Annotated in this window: 17 protein-coding genes; 7 read left to right on the forward strand and 10 right to left on the reverse strand. The window is 52.2% G+C overall.

The window, feature by feature from the left end; genetic code table 11:
- Positions 1–23: 23 nt before the first annotated feature.
- Both KGA81_RS07235 and KGA81_RS07240 read left to right on the forward strand, forming a co-directional pair.
- Positions 24–395, forward strand: coding sequence for a hypothetical protein (locus KGA81_RS07235; protein WP_223545217.1), 372 nt, complete (start codon positions 24–26; stop codon positions 393–395).
- A 2-nt stretch (positions 396–397) separates the two neighbouring features.
- Positions 398–577 carry a DUF1289 domain-containing protein gene (locus KGA81_RS07240; protein ID WP_081013822.1) on the forward strand — a complete coding sequence of 60 codons (180 nt, stop codon included), beginning with the start codon at positions 398–400 and terminating at the stop codon, positions 575–577.
- A 226-nt stretch (positions 578–803) separates the two neighbouring features.
- Here KGA81_RS07240 and KGA81_RS07245 read toward each other — a convergent pair whose 3' ends face one another.
- Positions 804–1,268 carry a MarR family winged helix-turn-helix transcriptional regulator gene (locus tag KGA81_RS07245; RefSeq protein ID WP_223545218.1) on the reverse strand — a complete coding sequence of 155 codons (465 nt, stop codon included), beginning with the start codon at positions 1,266–1,268 and terminating at the stop codon, positions 804–806.
- 47 nt (positions 1,269–1,315) lie between these two features.
- Positions 1,316–2,197 (reverse strand): NmrA family NAD(P)-binding protein, encoded by an 882-nt coding sequence (locus tag KGA81_RS07250; protein ID WP_223545219.1) that lies wholly within the window; start codon positions 2,195–2,197, stop codon positions 1,316–1,318.
- Between the two features lie 833 nt (positions 2,198–3,030).
- Here KGA81_RS07250 and KGA81_RS07255 point away from each other — a divergent pair.
- The 3 genes from KGA81_RS07255 to KGA81_RS07265 all read left to right on the forward strand — a co-directional run bounded on the left by KGA81_RS07255 (position 3,031) and on the right by KGA81_RS07265 (position 5,669).
- The gene (locus KGA81_RS07255) at positions 3,031–3,891 is read left to right on the forward strand and encodes a patatin-like phospholipase family protein (RefSeq protein ID WP_223545220.1); all 861 of its coding nucleotides are present in this window, start codon (positions 3,031–3,033) and stop codon (positions 3,889–3,891) included.
- A 261-nt stretch (positions 3,892–4,152) separates the two neighbouring features.
- Complete coding sequence (locus KGA81_RS07260) at positions 4,153–4,362, forward strand: hypothetical protein (protein WP_218432298.1); 210 nt, start codon at positions 4,153–4,155, stop codon at positions 4,360–4,362.
- Between the two features lie 116 nt (positions 4,363–4,478).
- Positions 4,479–5,669 carry a hypothetical protein gene (locus KGA81_RS07265; RefSeq protein WP_223545221.1) on the forward strand — a complete coding sequence of 397 codons (1,191 nt, stop codon included), beginning with the start codon at positions 4,479–4,481 and terminating at the stop codon, positions 5,667–5,669.
- 134 nt (positions 5,670–5,803) lie between these two features.
- Here the strand turns inward: KGA81_RS07265 and KGA81_RS07270 are convergent, their stop codons facing one another.
- Positions 5,804–6,142, reverse strand: coding sequence for a hypothetical protein (locus KGA81_RS07270; protein ID WP_223507688.1), 339 nt, complete (start codon positions 6,140–6,142; stop codon positions 5,804–5,806).
- 1,140 nt (positions 6,143–7,282) lie between these two features.
- Positions 7,283–8,500 (reverse strand): DUF3422 domain-containing protein, encoded by a 1,218-nt coding sequence (locus tag KGA81_RS07275; RefSeq protein WP_223507687.1) that lies wholly within the window; start codon positions 8,498–8,500, stop codon positions 7,283–7,285.
- A gap of 456 nt (positions 8,501–8,956) precedes the next feature.
- Between KGA81_RS07275 and iolG the strand changes: the two genes are divergently transcribed.
- Both iolG and KGA81_RS07285 read left to right on the forward strand, forming a co-directional pair.
- Positions 8,957–9,949 carry an inositol 2-dehydrogenase gene (gene iolG / locus KGA81_RS07280; RefSeq protein ID WP_223507686.1) on the forward strand — a complete coding sequence of 331 codons (993 nt, stop codon included), beginning with the start codon at positions 8,957–8,959 and terminating at the stop codon, positions 9,947–9,949.
- 25 nt (positions 9,950–9,974) lie between these two features.
- Positions 9,975–10,937: a Gfo/Idh/MocA family protein gene (locus KGA81_RS07285; RefSeq protein ID WP_223507685.1), complete on the forward strand. Its 963-nt coding sequence runs from the start codon at positions 9,975–9,977 to the stop codon at positions 10,935–10,937.
- 151 nt (positions 10,938–11,088) lie between these two features.
- Here the strand turns inward: KGA81_RS07285 and KGA81_RS07290 are convergent, their stop codons facing one another.
- The 6 genes from KGA81_RS07290 to KGA81_RS07315 all read right to left on the reverse strand — a co-directional run bounded on the left by KGA81_RS07290 (position 11,089) and on the right by KGA81_RS07315 (position 18,358).
- A complete protein-coding gene (locus KGA81_RS07290; RefSeq protein ID WP_223507684.1) occupies positions 11,089–12,363 on the reverse strand; it encodes an NAD(P)/FAD-dependent oxidoreductase in 1,275 nt (424 codons plus the stop codon).
- Positions 12,364–12,683: 320 nt separating this feature from the next.
- Positions 12,684–14,294: a purine-cytosine permease family protein gene (locus KGA81_RS07295; protein WP_223545222.1), complete on the reverse strand. Its 1,611-nt coding sequence runs from the start codon at positions 14,292–14,294 to the stop codon at positions 12,684–12,686.
- A gap of 388 nt (positions 14,295–14,682) precedes the next feature.
- Entirely contained in the window at positions 14,683–15,570 is an 888-nt protein-coding gene (locus KGA81_RS07300) for an alpha/beta fold hydrolase (protein WP_223507682.1), read from the reverse strand.
- 42 nt (positions 15,571–15,612) lie between these two features.
- A complete protein-coding gene (locus KGA81_RS07305; protein ID WP_223507681.1) occupies positions 15,613–16,386 on the reverse strand; it encodes an SDR family NAD(P)-dependent oxidoreductase in 774 nt (257 codons plus the stop codon).
- A gap of 179 nt (positions 16,387–16,565) precedes the next feature.
- A complete protein-coding gene (locus KGA81_RS07310; protein ID WP_223507680.1) occupies positions 16,566–18,002 on the reverse strand; it encodes an NAD(P)(+) transhydrogenase (Re/Si-specific) subunit beta in 1,437 nt (478 codons plus the stop codon).
- Positions 17,999–18,358: an NAD(P) transhydrogenase subunit alpha gene (locus KGA81_RS07315; protein ID WP_223507679.1), complete on the reverse strand. Its 360-nt coding sequence runs from the start codon at positions 18,356–18,358 to the stop codon at positions 17,999–18,001. Before KGA81_RS07315 ends, KGA81_RS07310 begins: the two co-directional genes overlap by 4 nt.
- Positions 18,359–18,364 lie beyond the last annotated feature (6 nt).

Raw genomic sequence — 18,364 nt, forward strand, 5'->3', positions numbered from 1 at the left:
TTTCCTTTCCAAAGGAGCCCGCTATGCCCTTGGGTAAACGTGAACTTGCGCGGATCGAGCGCCGTTTAGTTACAACGCTTACCGATGCCTGCGAAACCGCAAAAGGTGAAATCAAAGGCTTTACCTGGCTCACCCACACAACTGACTTGAACGCCCTTGCTCAAACGCTGAAGGTGACTTGGGTGTTCGAAACGTTGACCGACAAAAAGCTCGCCCAAGCTAGCGCGAAAGCGCGGGTTTTCGAGCTGACGGCTATCGCGCTGCTCGAGGCAAACATCGATGTGAAGCTTTCAGATCAGACTGTCCGGTTCGACTCTGAGGAGGAGTGCCAACGCACTCATGGTGGCGATTGGCAGAAGCGCCTTGCACAGTCACGCGTGACCCAGAGTTATTGACAATGGCTAAAGAAATCGAAAATCCATGCATTTCGGTTTGCCAGTTGAGCGGCGATCTGTGTGTGAGTTGCGGGCGCAGCAAGGAAGACATCAGGAAGTGGAAACGCATGAAGCGGCCTGAAAAAATGGCCGCTGTGCAAAGGGCGAATGTGCGTTTGAAAAGTCTAAAGAAAGCACACTGATAGTCATCTGTCCTAGATAACCGCTTTGGCTCGGTAACTGTCTTTCCGATAACCAAGCGCGGAGCTATCGACCCTGAAGTTCTCGATCCGAGGGGATGCCTAAACTGGATAGCGCTCGGTACTCAGGTGATCGGTATCAAATTCAGCTCACGATCTCTGTAAGCTGGATTGGCGCCTTATTGCTTGCACGGCGTAGAAGCTGGATCTCGGGTCGCCCAGAAGCAATTCACTCATCAGGTATCCCACTCACATCACCGACTTTCACTTGGGCCAGATCCTTCCGGAGCGAAGCCACGTTTTCAGTGCCATTCAATTGCTCAAACTGACGCTGGGCTTCTTGCCAGAGTGGAGCGGTTCTTTTGAACAAGCTCCTGCCCTCCTCGGTTAATGCTGCGAGGCGACTTCTACCGTCGGAGGGTGAGGGGCTGATCGAGATCAATCCTCCTTTCTCCAGGAAACCCGCCATTTTTCCCATCGCCGTGCGCTCGATGTCGAGGCGCTCAGCAAGCGTATTGATCGCAGCAGTCTCCATTTCATAGAGCGCTGCCAATGTAAGGTACTGGGTGATTCGAAGACCCGATGGCTCAAGCTGCGCATCGTAAAAGCGAGTGATCTGCCGGCTCGCCTTCCTTATTGCGGAACAATTGCACTGGTCGATCCCTAACGGTTGGCTAACCGGCAGCATCTGCATATTTCCTCGTTACTACTGATGATTATTTCAAGAACCCAACGGGTTGGTTACACATAGACATCCCGGTACTTTTCGATGAACGCCTGCACAGTCAACGCAGCCGTACCGGTGATTTCCTCCACGATGTCATTCACACCAGCAAAGACTCCCTGTTGGTAGTCCTGAGCGACTTCAACCAGATGCTGTGTCAAGGCGGCTGGGAACTTGTACTCGTGCGTCATTTTACGCTCGAACTCTTCGATCGATGTCGGGGCGTACTCGATTTTCGCACCAAGCACCTCGCTCATGGCAGCCGCGATTTCGGTGTGATTCATCTCGATAGGGCCGTGAAGGCTGTAAATCTTACCCTCGTGCCCCGTCGGATTGGCCAGGATGTGGGCGATCACGCGTCCTTGGTCGTCGGTAGCGATGGGCGCATGACGACCATTCTCAAAGGGGAATTCGATTTTTTTCTTGGCCCAAATCTCCTTGGCGAAGTGAGGGTAAGCGAGCCAGTCTGCAAAAAACGTGGGACGCAGGTGCGTTGTCGGTACGCCCGACCAGTCGAATACACGCTCAGAGATCCAGTGATCCTGTGCCAGATGACTCTTGGACTCACGCCGCGCGGAAATCTGCGACATGTTCACGATAGCCTCTACGCCCGCCTCTTTTGCGGCCTGGGCAAAATACGCTGCACCTTCGATGATTCCCGATGCCAGCGGATACAGGAAATAGGCCGAACGGATGCCTTCCATCGCCGCACGAATGTCATCGATGTTGGTGAAGTCGCCGATGGCAATTTCAACGCCACGAGCCCTTAGGGCTGCGGCTCGCTCATCGTCCGTGCGCACATAAGCGCGGACACGTTTACCCAATTTGAGCAGCTCATCGATGGTAGCCCCACCGGTACGCCCCGTTGCACCACTTACAAGAATTTCAGCTGCGCTCATGATCTTGGCTCTCTCGATTAGCTGGAGCAAATGCTCCTGGAAAACTCATATAAGAGCATATACCCCTATGTGATTTAATTTAAGAGCATGTGCTCCTACTGTCAACGCGTGAGAATGACCGTTCAGCGGATGGAGGGAAGTTCATTTGCCAATCAAGGGTGACTTCTGCCGATATATTTTTCCTGTCTCCGGATACGCGGACGCACTTCCAATGGCTAAAGCCCACGAAACCAGTCGCCCCGCCTGCAGATGCCAGGCAGAAGCGGGTTATCGAAACCACCGGACTGGAAGATGGCAGTAAGCGATACAGGGAACTTTGATCTCGTATTAGGAGGCTCAGCTAGCAAGCATGGTGTGTTCAAGGTCAGGGCGGAGGCAGACGCTGTTTGTTCGCTGCTGAATGCCGAGCATCCGCGTCAGAGCGCTGTTGGTCGTACGTCCCTGAGCCTATGATCAACTCGTTTCGGAACGCCAAGCGCCGATGGCTTTGTTGGACTGCTGGATGCCTATAGCGCAGTCATGGATTCCCGCTCCGAAAGTACAGTTTGAAGGCGACTAAGGTTAAGTCGTCGACACTCAACCTCGACGTCTTCTCGGGCCTCATATGTAGTCTTCAGACGTAGTTTCTCTTCGTTGTCATAGATGTTGAAACCTATGGGCGCAGTCTCGCAGTAGAAGCGCGCTCCGTTACGCATTGATCCCGTTTCCATTGGGATTCGGCATCGTCCGGAACTCCAAGCTTGCGACGTCTCGATCATCTGGCGAGCACCCGGAAGTAACGCCGACCCGCCGGCTACACTGATTCGATACATTTCTGCACAGAGACTTCGACCATGGCGACCAAAACCGCAATCGTATTCGCTGGCGGCGGCAGCTTGGGTGCTGTCCAAGTGGGTATGTTGCGGGCCTTGGTCGAGGCCAACATTCGATTCGACATGGTGGTGGGCGCTTCGGTGGGTGCCATCAACGGTGCCTATTTTGCCGCAAGACCCGATTCCGAAGGCGTCGAGGCGCTCGCCAATTTCTGGCGGGGCCTACGTAAAACAGACATCGTTCCCCTGTCCTGGCTCGATACCTGTAGAGGACTGATCAAACGGCGTAGCTTTCTGTTGCAGCCGGCGGCTTTGAACCAACTGTTGGATCAGGCACTGCCTATACACCGCATTGAGGATGCGGCGTTGCCCCTGCACATCGTCACCACTGACCTGCTGAGCGGTGCTGAGACCGTTCTGTCCAGTGGCGAACTCCGACAGGCATTACTGGCCAGCGCTGCCATCCCGCTGGTATTCCCCTGCGTAAAAATTGCCGATCAATTCCTGATTGACGGTGGCGTGGCAAGCAATACACCTATTTCAACTGCCGTAGCCCTGGGCGCCACCAACGTAGTGGTGGTTCCTACAGGAGTAAGTTGCGCCCTACCACAACCACCCCGAGGCTTGATCGCTTTAGCCCTACATACCGTCAACCTGATGAGCATGCGCCAGTTGGTGAGTGACATCGAACACTTCCGCACTCTCACCAGCCTGCACATCGTCCCGCCCTTGTGCCCTGTGGATGTCTCGGTGTTCAACTTTGACCAGACCGAGTCTTTGCTGGAGCGCGCCTATACGCAGACCCTCCGGTGGCTGGAGCGTGGGGGGCTCGAACGCACCAAGGTACCCGGTGCCCTGACCATCCATTCACATGCCCAATGAGCATTGAGTAATGTGAATTACCTATAAAAGAGGCCCTCAACACTCTGTGCAATGTTGCGAGAGTACCTGGAGAGGTTGAGCATGCCCCGCTTCGATGCTGACCTATGCCAAGTGTCCCGCGAGCACTACATCACTGGGAAAGCCGCGATCAGTTTCCAGCTAGTGGGGTAACGCGGACTCAAGATTGTGTTCCGCCCTTCTGAAAGCGTCACACCTCATTTTTCCTCCTGCTACGCTGACCTCTTCCACGGAGGAATCACAATGTCGAACGCAGACCTACTCCCTTCCCTGCTATTCAAGATCAATCAGAACCAGCAAGCCCTTGAGGCTGCTGTCATGGAGCTGACACTCTGGGTCGAGCAGCGTGGATCGGGTGAGGTTGGAGGCAACGTGCGCGGTGCGCTGGAAACAATTACCAGGAATGAGGAGTTCATCAAAATGACGCTCGCGGTGTTAATGACACCGGAGTGATCCCTCTCGGTGAATAGCTGGATGTTACGCCCCCGGGCATCTCTCGCAAGATTTGACTTGAGATTGGAGAGAGGAAATCTACGCTGGTATCGGAACGCCAAGCGCCGGGTACCTATATGTACAAGATCGTAAACTTCACTCCCAGCGAGCTGTTCGACAAGGCTTGGGAAACACCTGTCTTGAAGCTGGCCCAAGAAATAGGCATATCAGACGTCGCGCTGTCCAAGGCCTGTCGGAAAGCTGGCGTAGCCCTGCCCCCTCGAGGGCATTGGGCAAAACCAGTTTCAAAACGCCCAGGCAAACCTAAGCCTCCCGTCGGCGGACAGCCCATCAGCTTCAGAGTATTGGATCGAAGCACACTTCCAGTGCAAAGCGCTGCGCCTATAAAACCGAAAGCAATCCGTTCAACCATCGAAGTACCTCACACCCTCCTTGCGCCTCACCCACTGGTGATCAAGTGGTTGAAATGCGTTAAAGCGGCCAAGACTCATGAAGGCCATCTCGTGACCACAGGCAAACATGTGCTCGACGCGAGAATCTCCTCCGAACTCATTGATCGCTGCGCAGTGATTTTCGACACCCTAATCAAAGAGAGCGAGGTACTCGGCTACATATGGAGGGTCACATCGGACGACAAAACGTTGGTCGAGGTCGACGGCGAGTCCCTGGCAATCAAACTTGCTGAGCGCTTGAGTAAGCAAATTATCCCGCCTCCACCACCAACGCCACGACGGCGTACTGCTCGATGGGAACCTGATTTCTCGTTGCTGCGCGCGCCTCAGTTTGAATGGTCTTCCACTGGCGAATTAAGCCTGCAGATTGACGCACGCACTGATTACGGGAAGCGGAAAAACTGGTCGGATACTAAGACCGGGAAAATCGAGGAAAAGCTTACGAGCATCCTTGACGGTTTCGGGGCGATTGCTGAATCCGTGAAAGCGCTGCGCTTGAAGAATGAAGAGGATCGTCGGGAGCGAATGGCTCAAGAAGCTGTGCGACTTGAGCGCGTCAAGAGTGAAGAAACTCATAGACGCCTGCGCCATAAACTCGTCAAAAATACAAAACGTTGGGAGCAGGCTCAGCGACTGAGAGCATTCATCCAGGCGACCTGCAATGTCAGTGCTACTACCTCAGAGCACAGCCAGCAACAAACTGCACTATGGGCAGCTTGGGCTACATCGCAAGCGAACCTACTTGACCCTCTTCACCCAAACACTTCATCCGTCACTTCGCTCACCGTCGATATCGAAAGCTGGTTCAACGGCTATGGAATGACACGTGCAGAAAAGGACTGGTGGTCAGAATGAAAGAAAGCTCCGGAATGAGCCGAATATCCGAGGTTTTCACTACCTAAGCCTCCGTCATGCACATTGCTTTTCGAATCTACCCAACGCCCATTTTTCCACCCTCTAACGCTGGCCAACGTGGTGCCTACCAGCTGCTACTGTGGCCTTATCTGCTTCTGAGCAGTCTTGGCCCAGTACCTGATCGATGGTTTTACTGGAAGCGTGGGGTCATGCGCGAGCCTCTCAATGAATGAGAGCACGAGGTCGAAGGTATCCATCTCTCTGGATCGCGCGGCGACTTCCTCAGGATTTCTGAAAAATGGGATTCCTGTGATATTTGTAGGAGCGATCTGTCCACTCGCTGTCCATAGGATGTGGGCCGCATGAGCTGAAGCATATCGCTCCTTGTCCTTTGGTTTCGTGTCTCTGGATCCACGCTCAATCCCAAGCACGGTCTCGTCGAACAAGCCTTGGAGGGTGTCGGATGTAGCCATCAGCTCCGTCGTTCGATTTTTTGAGAATTATCAAACCAAGGTTAAAGAAGGCGATCTCCTTGCTCAGGCAGAGGTCAGTGATGTCCGAAAACTTTGCGACGCCCTATTCGCCTCAAGAAGCCTGCATGACTGAGTCCGACCAAACTGTTGTCGTGGTGCATACTGCTTGGGCGCAGATTAAGCCAACTGAATCGCAGCAAGGGCACTTGGCATAAGTATTGCGTTTGAAGCCTATGTCATCCATAGGTACTTTTTGCATTCGAGGTTGCCATGCACTCACTTAACTCGATCGCTGGTATCAGGAGATATCGTATCCAGGATGAAATGCGTAACGGCTTTGGGGGCGGCATGATCGGCATCAGCCCTGTTTCGATAGATATAAGTCTGGAAAAGCAGCAGGTGCTAACTGAAAAACCTGAAGGCACAATGTCGTGGGCTTGCAATTCATTAGGGCGAATTGCATCCCGCATTTTTAGTCGGTGGCGCTGACCGCAGATAGATTGAAATGTGTAGAGCAGAAGCAGAACGTGCAGGTGTGCTGGACGGCCGTTACCTTCAAGCACACACCGTACACAGGGAAAAGTTCGGAAGGTATAAAGACGCTCCATTTGACTGCTATACGCAGCTCATGCGTGGAGAAATTTGAGACTTCTCGCAATGACTAGAAAGCCGACGAGGCATGGTCTGAATGTTTGATCAGTACCCCTGAATGCTCACTGTTGAGTCATTGTTTCCGACCACCCTTTTCTTCGATACCTGCTCACTCCCCTTCCCTTCAACGCGTCAGTGCTTTCTTCGAAGCGTTTCGGCAAGCTCCATTTGTAGCGCTCAAGCAATTCCGTCTGAATACTATTGGGGAGCGAAAATGAATCTCCGTTCTCGTGAGTTTCCCCTCGGCCAACATTCGATAGATGCCTCAAAGCGTATTTCGTGAAAGTGACTGGGACTGCTAGACACACTTATCAACGCTCCACACCTTGAAAGCACGGGCCTAGCTACCTGTATAAGTTCTTTGAGCGAGGAGGCCTGCATGACACGCCGCACAGAACGCGCCCGATACAATTTCCAGCCTTGCTCAGTCGCCTTGACTCGATAGGTTTGCATCAGCCTGCCATCTTAAGCGGAGTAAAATTGGTTGCCTCAATGCTCTTTGACCTTCTTGATACGGAGCACAATCAACGTAAGGATGGCAATGGCGAGAGGTGTTGCGACCACCAAGGCCTCTCGCTGAGACAACGGCACGCCGAGTAGGTGCAAACCCGAGTAACCAAGCTTCAGCAAACTGAGTAAGTAATAGGTGATGGCGATAATCGACAGTCCTTCTACCGCATGCTGAATCTTGATTTGGGCATCCGCACGGGCATTCAAGTTTTTAAGAATTTCCGAGTTTTGCTCCTCCATTTCCACCTGGACTCGTGCCTGCAGCAGATCGCCTAGGTTTGCCACGCTTTTAGCCAAGTGCTCCAGTCGCTGTTCAGTCGCCGAGCAGTACCTGACCGTTGGTTTGAACCGACGCTCGATAAACACCCCGAGGCGCTGACAATCCCCTACGTGACTTTCACGCAACTCACTCAGTCGCTCGGAAACCAGTTGTGCATAGGCCTGAGTAGCGCTAAAGCGGTGACGGGTCTTCGCACTACTGCTGACCACTTGGGCCGAAAGGTTGGAAATATCAGCGAGAAGAGCTTTCGCATTGTCTCCATCGACAACGGCGTTACGCTCAGAGAGGGTCACCAACGTCTTCTCATAAATATCAAGCTGCGGACTCAAGGTCTTGACCGTGGTCAAGGATAACGAGGCCATCATCCGGTAAGTCTCGATTTCCAAAAGGCGGCGTATCATCCGCCCCTGACGGTAGGCATTCAGGTGGCGATTGATGAACAACATATGGTTGTTGCCATCCTTACTGAGACGAAAATCGCTCCAGACCACTGCATCACCACCACCTACGCACGAGCCACACGGATCCTTGAAACCATAACGGGACAGATCCAGGTCGATCTCACCACGTACTACGATCTGCATTGAGTTGATAAGCACTGGCAAAAGTACTTCGACCTTTTGCGCCAATGCCTCAGGCAAAGTTGTCCAAGTCAGGTCACCCCGGGATGAAGTGACCACCATAGTCAGAGTAAAAAACTCAGCGTGGCGTTCCCATTTCAATGCGTGGCCATCGAGTTGGGTAATGCCTTGGGTGGCATTCAGATCGAGGTTGTCAGGGAAGCACCTCAGCAGAAACGTATTGCACTCTTGATCACTACCGAGGAACGCCAGATGAAACACATGAGCTGGCTCATCGAAGTACAGTGACGGGCGTGCGTGCAGCTCGTTGTGAAGGTTTTTACGTAGCGGATGCATTCTGGAATGACCACGCTTTAGTTGAATTAGCATTCGCGATCAGTGGTTACCCATTGCTCGTGAACGTAGCCAAACGCTGATCGGCCTACGGAATACCAAAGCATGCCGCCATTTAATTGCACCGGCCTAAGGACTTTTACAGCCTTAATTCAGCGACCAACACTATATAAATAAAACATAGCCATCAGCAGAGCTAATTTTTAGCTGTGAATGTTCAGAGCACAAACTTATAACCGTCAACACTTATGAAAAACTGAACTGCAGTAAAGCACACTTAAACCAACACGCCAACCACTAAATAATCAAACCGACAAACGAAACAATACTGAAAACTTAAACTTTTCACACCTCATAAAAAAATACGATCTCAGCCACTATTGATGCCGTTAATCAGCACTGCCACCCTGACACAGCCTGCCGAAACAGATCCAACCAACAAAAAAAGAGACTTTCATAATGATCAGAGTAGGAATACTCGGCTGCGGTCGAATTGGAAATGTACATGCTGCAAGCTTGCTTCAAATCCCGTCCGCTAAACTCGTTGCGGTAGCAGATGCAGTGCCAGAAGCCGCGTCGACTTGTGCAAAACGATTTAATGTTGAGGCACGCTCTGTTGAGGACATCATTTACGGAGCTGACATCGATGCAGTAATCATCGCCTCACCATCACCCACTCACTTCGATCTGATTCACGCTGTCGCAGACGCCAAAAAGCCAATTTTCTGTGAAAAGCCGATAGACATGTCGTCTGAACGGGTGCGGCTGTGCATTGCAAAAGTTGAGGCAGAAGGCGTGCCATTCATGACCGCGTTTAACCAGCGCTTCGATCCTCATTTCGGTGCCCTACAGCAACGCCTGGCGTCTGGTGAAATCGGTAACGTGGAAACAGTCACCATCACATCCCGAGACCCTGCCCCACCACCGATCGAGTACCTCAAAGGGTCTGGTGGGATTTTCCGCGACATGATGATTCATGACTTCGATCTCGCTCGCTTTCTGTTAGGCGAAAATCCCACTCGGGTCTTTGCGACCGGTTCAGCGCTAGTCGATCCTGCCGTTCGAGAGGTGGGTGACGTCGATACTGCAGTTGCAGTGCTGATGACCAAGTCGGGAAAAATATGCCAGATATCCAACTCTCGTCGGGCTACCTATGGTTACGACCAAAGACTTGAGGTGCATGGATCTGAGGGGATGTTACGTGTCTCAAACGTGCATGAATCACTGGTAGAGAGTGCGACCAATACGGGCTTCTCGATGCCTGTCGCCAAACCATTTTTCCTTGAACGCTTCGGCCCCGCATATTTGGCTGAGATGCAGCACTTCATCAACTGCATCACTAACGGCATTGCCCCCACCCCTAACGCCAACGACGGCTTATGCGCACAACTGATTGCTGATGCGGCAACAGAATCCCTAGCGCGCGGTGAACCCGTCGACATCAACTACTGATTGCAACAGAACAGGGGGAAACAGAATGAAAGTAGGAATTCTTGGGCTCGGTAACGTAGCCGAACTCCACGTTACTGCCCTGCAGGAAATTGATCCCGCAGCCTACGTCGGAGGCTGGGGTAGGACACCTGCGAAAACCGCTGCGTTTAAGGAGAGGTTTGGCGGAGAGGTTTACGCTTCTCCTCAAGCACTCCTGGCAGATGAAAGCATCGATGCAGTGTTCGTGTGCACAAATGCCGAAACTCATTTCTCTTTAGCAAAGGAAGCTTTACTGGCTAAAAAACACGTCCTTCTAGAGAAGCCAATATGTGACACCCCAGAGCAAATTCGAGAGCTAGCTAGCATTGCGCAAGTAGTGAACCGGGTCTGCATGCCGTCGCACAACTATATCTATGCAGAAACAATGCGGCGAGTTAAAGCCCATATAGACAAGGGGCATTTGGGTGAAATTGTAAATTTTTGGGCGATTTACAATAAGCGTCACCCCGCTGAAATGGGGAAGCCCGATTTAACAATGCACGAATTGATGATCCATCATACCTACAGCATGCTTTACTTCCTGGGCCGCCCACAGCGGGTCTTTGCTACAGGATCAAATGTGCATTTCAATGATCCTCAAGCACATGACCAGTTAATGATCGTCGCTGAATATGAGAACGGTACCATTGCCAACCTATGGGGCAGCTTCTCAGCAGACGACCGCAGTCGTGAACCATGGTCGGTGTACTTCAAACTCATTGGTAAAGCTGGTTCGACCGTCGTTCCCTGGGACACCATGAGGTTTGGAGAGGCAAGACTGCCGTTCTGGGACGATGGGACTTACTGGGACAGTTTTTACCAAGCCCAGAAATTCTTCCTTGGAGAATGCTTGGCGGAAGGCAAAGCACCGTTGTCAACAATGAATGATGCCTACGATGCGGCAGTGGTAATGGACGCCGCCCGTCAATCCATTCTTCAAAGACGCTCAATCGAAATCAACTACGACTAGAGCTCTGGGTGAATCGCCACCATCGGTGCGTTCAGCACCAAGGGGTACATGTCTTTCTGTACCCCTTTGTCTTTAACCCTCCGAGGGTATGATCAAGTCAGTCCTCATGACTGCCAGACAGACATCGATAAATATACGAGCACCGCTTCATTTAATGCAGCTTAAGCCGAGGCCGCGTCTTACGCTGTAACCACTCGGCAAACGCCTTAAGTAGCATCCGCGGGGCCCCGTAGAGTGATGCCTGGTGCAACCGATAAAGCGACATGTAGAGGGTTCGTGCGACAAGCCCTTCTGTGACCTTCTTGTATCCAAGCAAGCCGGTCAGCGTACCTACAGCATTGAATGACGCCATCGAAACGAGAGTACCGCGATCTTCATAATTGAATTTCAAAGGCGATCCGCCGGCAATCAACCGAGACAAGCTCCTGCTAAGCATTTCCGCCTGCTGGTGAGCTGCTTGTGCTCGAGGTGGAACAAATCCGCCCCCCTCGTCCGAAATTGGGCATGACGCACAGTCGCCGATGGCAAAGATTGATTCATCTAGAGTCGTCTGCAATGTACGGCGTACCAGGAGCTGGTTGATCCGGTTTGTCTCAAGCCCAGCTAGTTCCTTGAGGAATGCCGGTGCTTTGATACCAGCAGCCCAAATCGTCATATCTGCACTGACGATGCTGCTGTCAGCTAAACGTACGCCCTCAGCAGTGACTTCCTTCACAGCCGTGCTTACGCGGACATCGATACCAAGATCAGTGAGTCCGGAATGGACAGTTTCGCTTACGTCTTGATTGAGAACAGGTAGAACGCGCGGCCCGGCCTCCACCAAAGTTATCTTTAGGGTTGACGGCGAAGCGTGACGAACACCATATCCCTCGATAATACGAATGGCATGCTGAAGCTCTGCACACAGCTCAACACCGGTCGCTCCCGCTCCCACAATTGAAATTCGCAGAGGGGTAGATTTGTCCGTGGCATGTGCACGCATGTAACGAGAAAGAAGCAGCTTGTGAAGCTTCTCAGCCTGGGCGCGACTATCCAAGAAATGGCAAAACTCCTGAACACCTAGAGTCCCAAAATCGTTGCACTGACTGCCAACCGCCATAACCAAGGTATCGTATTGAATCTCACGCACCTCGGAGTTCGAGGACTTAAACGTTATGGTTTTCTGGTCACGATCCAAGTCAACCATACGACCATATTGGAACGAAAAGTGATTCCATTTTGCTTGAGCGAAGTAGTTGAGCTCATCAATGCTTGGATCCAGTGATCCAGCAGCCACCTCATGAAGTAATGGCTTCCAAATATGTGTCAGATTTGCATCAACCAACGTGATCTCGGCGTTTTTGCGCTTTCCGAGTGTTCTCCCAAGTTTAGTCGCCAGCTCAAGTCCACCTGCTCCACCACCAACAATTACAACCTTATGTTTCATCATCTCACCTAAGACTAATACAAGCACTGATGCTCACAAAAAAGCCAGCCGCAGTAATTCAGCTAAAAATGGCAGATAGCGACAAAATAAAACATTGGGATCTTATTTATTTTTTGTACAAAACAATCGATTCAACACTAAATCAACCGCAGACGTTTTTATTTAGTAAAAGCTCGACAGCATAAAACCTCATCCTGAAAACAGGATAAGGTTTACGGCCAAACACAAATCCAAGGACAGCTGAGTTTCCGTTTGTGAGATGGCTCACCCAATCTCAGGTTACGAGATGAAGTGGCCATCCAACTGATTACTAATCACTTTTATCTCAAGCCTTCCACACCTGACTGATTTTTTGACAGCACACTCAACTGATGAGATTCCAGTTTCACGGATTTTAGGAAGTTCTGATTTCCTTCAGCACACCCAGTGCAGATAGCTTGCTGACTTGCCGACGGATCCCTGTCCATTTCAATGGCACTGTAAGAGCGATCGCAGACGTGGCACTCAATGTGCTGGCGCCACACATCCTGCACTTCCTCACGAAGCTCAGCCAAACGCACAAGCGGTCGACTTTCCGCTAATTTATTGATAATCCAATAGCTCGAAGCTGCGAGAATCGCAATCAGTATTGGCGCGATCTCCACATACCAGGCGCCCTTATCTCCTAACTCGATCAACGATATTCCGACAGCGGTTGATAATAGAATTGCCCACGCACCAGGCATGATTGCCTTCACTCTGCCAGGGCGGAATTCGTCACTTTTGGGGTCTGGATATAGAGCGTAATGAGTCAGGAGAATCGCGACCCAAGATGTAACTGCAACACCCTGCCATGCCAACGCTTTGAGCAAATAGCTGAAGACATTTGTCAGCATCAGTAGGTAAACACATGCACCGACGAACAGTACCCATACGCCTCGAGACCATCGCAGTCCGAGTCCTCGCGCTGCAAACCCTGCCATATTTAAAGATGCCATATAGTAATTGGCGGTGTTGATACGAGTTTGGCTGATCAGGATGAATAACAAACCCACCAAGCCTGAAGACTTCAGTACGGCTTCAGCTATCCCTTGCTCACTGGCCTTCAGACCAGGAAAGACTGTGTCCATAATGAAGATGCCAGCCAGTCCGTTTACAGCATAGAGCGCAAAGTAGAATACTGGCCCGAAAGTGATAACTCCATGGAATTTCGCATCCTCAGGCTTGCCAAATCGAGAGAACTCCGCGGTCACCATCATGTTAACGCAGATTCCCATGTAGACGATGAACGCCCACAACCACCCGGGCATACTGGTATCCAACGAAGGCTGTATAGAGAGAAAGTCTGTCGAAAACCCAAAGCGGTTGCCCGCCATGACAATAATCAACAGCAAGCCTCCAACATACAGCGGCAATAAAGCTCCGTTGAGTTTGTCCATCCACACTTGTACCCCACCCATAACGAGCGGCATAGCATAGAGAACCACCAACAAATACCACCATCGAATGTCACTGTCTGGTGCAAAATACTGTTGAAATGCAACAGCGATGATAGAGCCTTCAAAAACTGCGTAATAAATTGCAGTGACAGCAAACAGCAGCGACGAAATGATTGCGCCTGCGTTACCGAAAATGCCTCTGGAGAGCAGGGCTACCGAAAGTCCATTTTTTATAGAACGCTGACAGATAATGTAGTTTATCAATCCGTAGAACAAAATCGACAATCCAATGCCAATCAATGCACTACGAGTTCCAACTGCCTGCGCTACAGCCACGCTAATATAAAGATAGAACAAAGCACTGAGCACCGACCAAGATGCCATTGCCAGACTCCAACGGCCAGATCGCGCGGCGAGAGGAACTACATGCCGAGAATAGTCTTCTGCCGATTGCTCGGCCAACACTCGCGGGTCATCATGATAACTCACCTTTATCTGGCTGACATTCGTCATTATTTTATCCCCTATTAGATATATCCAACTTACCAAAAGCTTCGCAATAAAATCCCGCGCTAATTACTTCCACGTACTCTGAGATTTTTACGTGAGGTGCGCCCATATCTCGCCGAGGAGTCTAAAGCGCTGCACGAGATTGTTTCTGGATCATTTTGGGACACAAAAAAAAGCGACTCACAGCGGCAGCCGCGTGAGAAGACAATTAATCAGATAAAAAGGCTAGGAGCCGCAGCAAGACGAACTCCTAGCAAAGCCATGTAAAGCGTAGAATGTCCCTGTGAAAAGCCTGCAGCAGTCTCACCACTGGCACGTTAACGACTGACCTTTCCCCAAGCCGCTAACGTTCAGTAGACATCCTCTTGCTCAGTGCAGCCCCCGCAAGGCGTCACAGATCAGAGAAGTACTTCACCAGTTCGTTGACCAGCTGCTCAGGCTGCTCTTCTGGGATGTAGTGACCGCTGCGCACCATGGTGCCGGTGACATTAGTTGCGATTTTTTGCAGCTCACCTACCAAATCAGGCATCGAGCCTTGGTCGGCACGCACCGCGAGGATCGGGACTTGCAACTTGCCTTTCTTGGTCAGCTCCCGGTTCTGGTCGGCGGACACGGACATGGCGCGGTAGTAAGCCAACCCGCCCTTGAGTCCATTGAGCTTGAACACACGCAGGTATTCTTCAAAGTCGTCTTGAGTGAAAATCTGCGGGATTGCAGCTTTGCGCTGCAGATACCATTGCAGATAAATGTGCTCACGCCCTTCCAACAAGGCTTCTGGCAAATCTACAAGGTTATGGAATCCGCAATGCCAGGTGCGCCAGGCGACATTGGCGGCCCAAGGAAGGTTGTCAGGCAAACTGATTCCTGGAATACCACAGTCCAAAATAGCCCAACCGGTGACCTTGTCACCGTAGTTTGCGCAATAGGGGTAGCTAACCCAAGCACCAAGATCGTGCGATACTAATGAATGCTTATCTACCCCGATCTTGTCCATCAGACCGCGCAGAAGGCGAGCGATATTGGCGGTGTCACAGTTGGCAGGACGATCCGAATCACCCTGACCAGGGAGGTCTGGTGCAATAACGCGGTAGTGTTTACCCAATTCAGGTAGTACTTTACGCCAAGCATACCAACTCTGCGGGAAGCCACAGACCAGCACCATCACTTCGCCATCTTCAACGCCGCCACTGACGTAGTGCATACGCACGCCATCTACGGTTTCAAAACCGCGTTTGAAACCTTCGACGCCGCAATCCGGCCATTCACGCTTGCTAAACATCATGTTCACCCTTGCAAGTTTTAAGATAGGAACCGCTATTATTTAGAACGGGTCACGGGCAGCAGCTAGCCAACCACCATCCATGACATACTCACTACCGTGAACAAAGTCGGCTTCATCCCCACCTAAAAACGCGGCCAACTTGGCAATTTCGCTTGGCTGACACCAGCGGCGTGCAGGGAATTTTTGAAGAGCTGCGGCCATATCAGGAGAGTTCACCGTGACAGGATCAGCCATGGCCAAAGGTGTAGCGGTAGCACCAGGGCAAATGGTATTGACTCTGATGCCACGAGCACCATATTCGAAGGTTAGCTGCCTAGTGAGGCCAATCACGCCATGTTTCGAAGCCGTATAAGCGGTGCCACCACCAGCTGCACTGAAACCTGACGTTGAAGACGTATTAATTATCGCGCCTTTCTTTTGCTTGAGCATTTGGGGAATTACAGCGCGGGCCATAAGGAAAGGCCCAGTCAAATTCACTGCAATGACTTTATTCCACTCCTCTAGCGACACTTCGTGCGCAGTGGCATGACCATCGAGAATCCCAGCGTTATTACAAAGCAGATCGATACGGCCCCACTTCTTAATTACAGCATCGATCGCTTCTTTTACACTTTCAGGGTCACTAACATCCACACGATGCGCAAAAGCAAACTCAGGATTTGTCAGTTGAGCGACAGATTCTTCTGCAGCCTTCAGATTTATATCTAATACAGCAACATATGCTTGGCGAGAAACAAACTCGGCAACCATTGCCCGCCCCATTCCTGACCCTGCTCCAGTAACAACAACCACACGATCTTTATAATTGTTCATAGTGCGCTCTCAGTCGGAAATTAGTTCATTCGAACAGCTACTAAAAAATCCCTTACATCATCCACAAGGCTCGTTTGATATTCAGCGATCCAATCGACGTAGTCCAATCTCCATTTGCGATATTCGGCGATAAGCTATTGTTATCAGCGAGCGGGGCTCGGACTGATGGGCTCAGTGAACTACGCAACCGCCTTGACCATATCCTCAATAGTCTTTTTCGCGTCGCCGAACACCATCATGGTCTTGTCCAGATAGAAGAGTTCGTTGTCCAGGCCGGCGTAGCCGCTTGCCATCGAGCGCTTGTTGACGATGATGGTCTTGGCCTTGAACGCTTCGAGAATCGGCATGCCGGCAATCGGTGATTTCGGATCGTTCTTCGCCGCCGGGTTGACCACGTCGTTGGCGCCGAGCACCAGCACCACATCGGCCTGGCCGAACTCGGAGTTGATGTCTTCCATCTCGAATACCTGGTCATAAGGTACTTCGGCCTCGGCCAGCAGGACGTTCATGTGGCCCGGCATACGACCGGCAACCGGGTGGATCGCGTACTTCACGGTCACGCCGCGATGGGTCAGCTTCTCGGTCAGTTCCTTCAGCGCGTGCTGTGCCCGTGCGACCGCCAGGCCGTAGCCCGGAACGATGATCACGGTGTCGGCATTGGTCAGCAGGAAGGTCGCGTCGTCAGCCGAACCGGATTTCACCGGACGGGCTTCTTTCGCGCCTGCCGGGCCGCCTGCGTCAGCTGTATTGCCGAAGCCGCCGAGCAGTACATTAAAGAAGGAACGGTTCATCGCCTTGCACATGATGTACGACAGGATCGCACCGGACGAGCCCACCAGCGAGCCGGCGATGATCAGCATCGAGTTGTTCAGCGAGAAGCCGATACCCGCCGCTGCCCAGCCGGAGTAGCTGTTGAGCATCGACACGACGACCGGCATGTCGGCACCGCCAATCGGGATGATGATCAGCACGCCAAGCACGAAGGCCAGCGCCAGCATCACGCCGAACGCGGTGTAGTCGCCGGTGAGCATGAAGGTCACGCCCAGTGCCAGTGTGGCCAGGCCCAGCAGAAGGTTCAGCTTGTGCTGACCGCCAAACTGTACCGGTGCGCCCTGGAACAGACGGAACTTGTACTTGCCCGCCAGTTTGCCGAACGCAATGACCGAGCCGGAGAAGGTGATTGCACCAATGGCGGCACCGAGGAACAGTTCCAGACGATTACCGGCCGGGATTGCATCACCGAATTGCTGAACGATGCCCAGCGACTGGGGCTCGACCACGGCAGCCACGGCGATGAATGCCGCGGCCAGGCCGATCATGCTGTGCATGAAGGCGACCAGCTCGGGCATCTTGGTCATTTCAACACGCGTGGCCATGATCGTACCGACAGTGCCGCCGATCAGCAGGCCGACGATCACGTAGACGATGCCGTCATGGGCCAGTTCGGCACCGAGCTTGTAGATCAGACCCACCGTGGTGAGGATCGCCAGGCCCATGCCGAGCATGCCGAACAGGTTGCCGCGACGCGAAGTGGTGGGATGCGAAAGACCCTTGAGCGCCTGGATGAAGCAGACCGAGGCGATCAAATACAGGGAAGTAACCAGGTTCATGCTCATGCTTGCTGCACCTCAGCCTTCTTGACTGCTTCGGCCTTGGCTGCCGGAGCTTTTGCTGGAGCCCCTTTCTTCTTGAACATTTCCAGCATGCGCCGGGTGACCAGGAAGCCACCGAACACGTTGACCGCGGCCAGGGCCACGGCCAGGGTGCCCATGGTCTTGCCCAGCGGGGTGACGGTGAGAGCAGCGGCGAGCATGGCGCCGACGATCACGATGGCGGAGATGGCGTTGGTCACCGCCATCAGCGGGGTGTGCAGCGCAGGGGTCACGTTCCAGACCACGTGGTAGCCGACATAGATCGCCAGCACGAAGATGATCAGGTTGTAGATACCGTGAGAGATCAGCATGTCTTCCATTGTTTT

The organism is Pseudomonas sp. A-B-19 (assembly GCF_019947515.1).
Taxonomy (GTDB): Bacteria; Pseudomonadota; Gammaproteobacteria; order Pseudomonadales; family Pseudomonadaceae; genus Aquipseudomonas.

Excerpts from the sequence above, each read along its gene's own strand:
- KGA81_RS07315 (WP_223507679.1), bottom strand. The coding sequence starts at position 18,358 with ATGGAAGACATGCTGATCTCTCACGGTATCTACAACCTGATCATCTTC.
- KGA81_RS07240 (WP_081013822.1), top strand. The coding sequence starts at position 398 with ATGGCTAAAGAAATCGAAAATCCATGCATTTCGGTTTGCCAGTTGAGC.
- KGA81_RS07275 (WP_223507687.1), bottom strand. The coding sequence starts at position 8,500 with ATGCATCCGCTACGTAAAAACCTTCACAACGAGCTGCACGCACGCCCG.
- KGA81_RS07270 (WP_223507688.1), bottom strand. The coding sequence starts at position 6,142 with ATGGCTACATCCGACACCCTCCAAGGCTTGTTCGACGAGACCGTGCTT.
- KGA81_RS07295 (WP_223545222.1), bottom strand. The coding sequence starts at position 14,294 with ATGACGAATGTCAGCCAGATAAAGGTGAGTTATCATGATGACCCGCGA.
- KGA81_RS07255 (WP_223545220.1), top strand. The coding sequence starts at position 3,031 with ATGGCGACCAAAACCGCAATCGTATTCGCTGGCGGCGGCAGCTTGGGT.
- KGA81_RS07245 (WP_223545218.1), bottom strand. The coding sequence starts at position 1,268 with ATGCAGATGCTGCCGGTTAGCCAACCGTTAGGGATCGACCAGTGCAAT.
- KGA81_RS07250 (WP_223545219.1), bottom strand. The coding sequence starts at position 2,197 with ATGAGCGCAGCTGAAATTCTTGTAAGTGGTGCAACGGGGCGTACCGGT.
- KGA81_RS07265 (WP_223545221.1), top strand. The coding sequence starts at position 4,479 with ATGTACAAGATCGTAAACTTCACTCCCAGCGAGCTGTTCGACAAGGCT.
- KGA81_RS07260 (WP_218432298.1), top strand. The coding sequence starts at position 4,153 with ATGTCGAACGCAGACCTACTCCCTTCCCTGCTATTCAAGATCAATCAG.
- KGA81_RS07305 (WP_223507681.1), bottom strand. The coding sequence starts at position 16,386 with ATGAACAATTATAAAGATCGTGTGGTTGTTGTTACTGGAGCAGGGTCA.
- KGA81_RS07310 (WP_223507680.1), bottom strand. The coding sequence starts at position 18,002 with ATGAGCATGAACCTGGTTACTTCCCTGTATTTGATCGCCTCGGTCTGC.
- KGA81_RS07290 (WP_223507684.1), bottom strand. The coding sequence starts at position 12,363 with ATGAAACATAAGGTTGTAATTGTTGGTGGTGGAGCAGGTGGACTTGAG.
- KGA81_RS07285 (WP_223507685.1), top strand. The coding sequence starts at position 9,975 with ATGAAAGTAGGAATTCTTGGGCTCGGTAACGTAGCCGAACTCCACGTT.
- KGA81_RS07300 (WP_223507682.1), bottom strand. The coding sequence starts at position 15,570 with ATGTTTAGCAAGCGTGAATGGCCGGATTGCGGCGTCGAAGGTTTCAAA.
- KGA81_RS07235 (WP_223545217.1), top strand. The coding sequence starts at position 24 with ATGCCCTTGGGTAAACGTGAACTTGCGCGGATCGAGCGCCGTTTAGTT.
- iolG (WP_223507686.1), top strand. The coding sequence starts at position 8,957 with ATGATCAGAGTAGGAATACTCGGCTGCGGTCGAATTGGAAATGTACAT.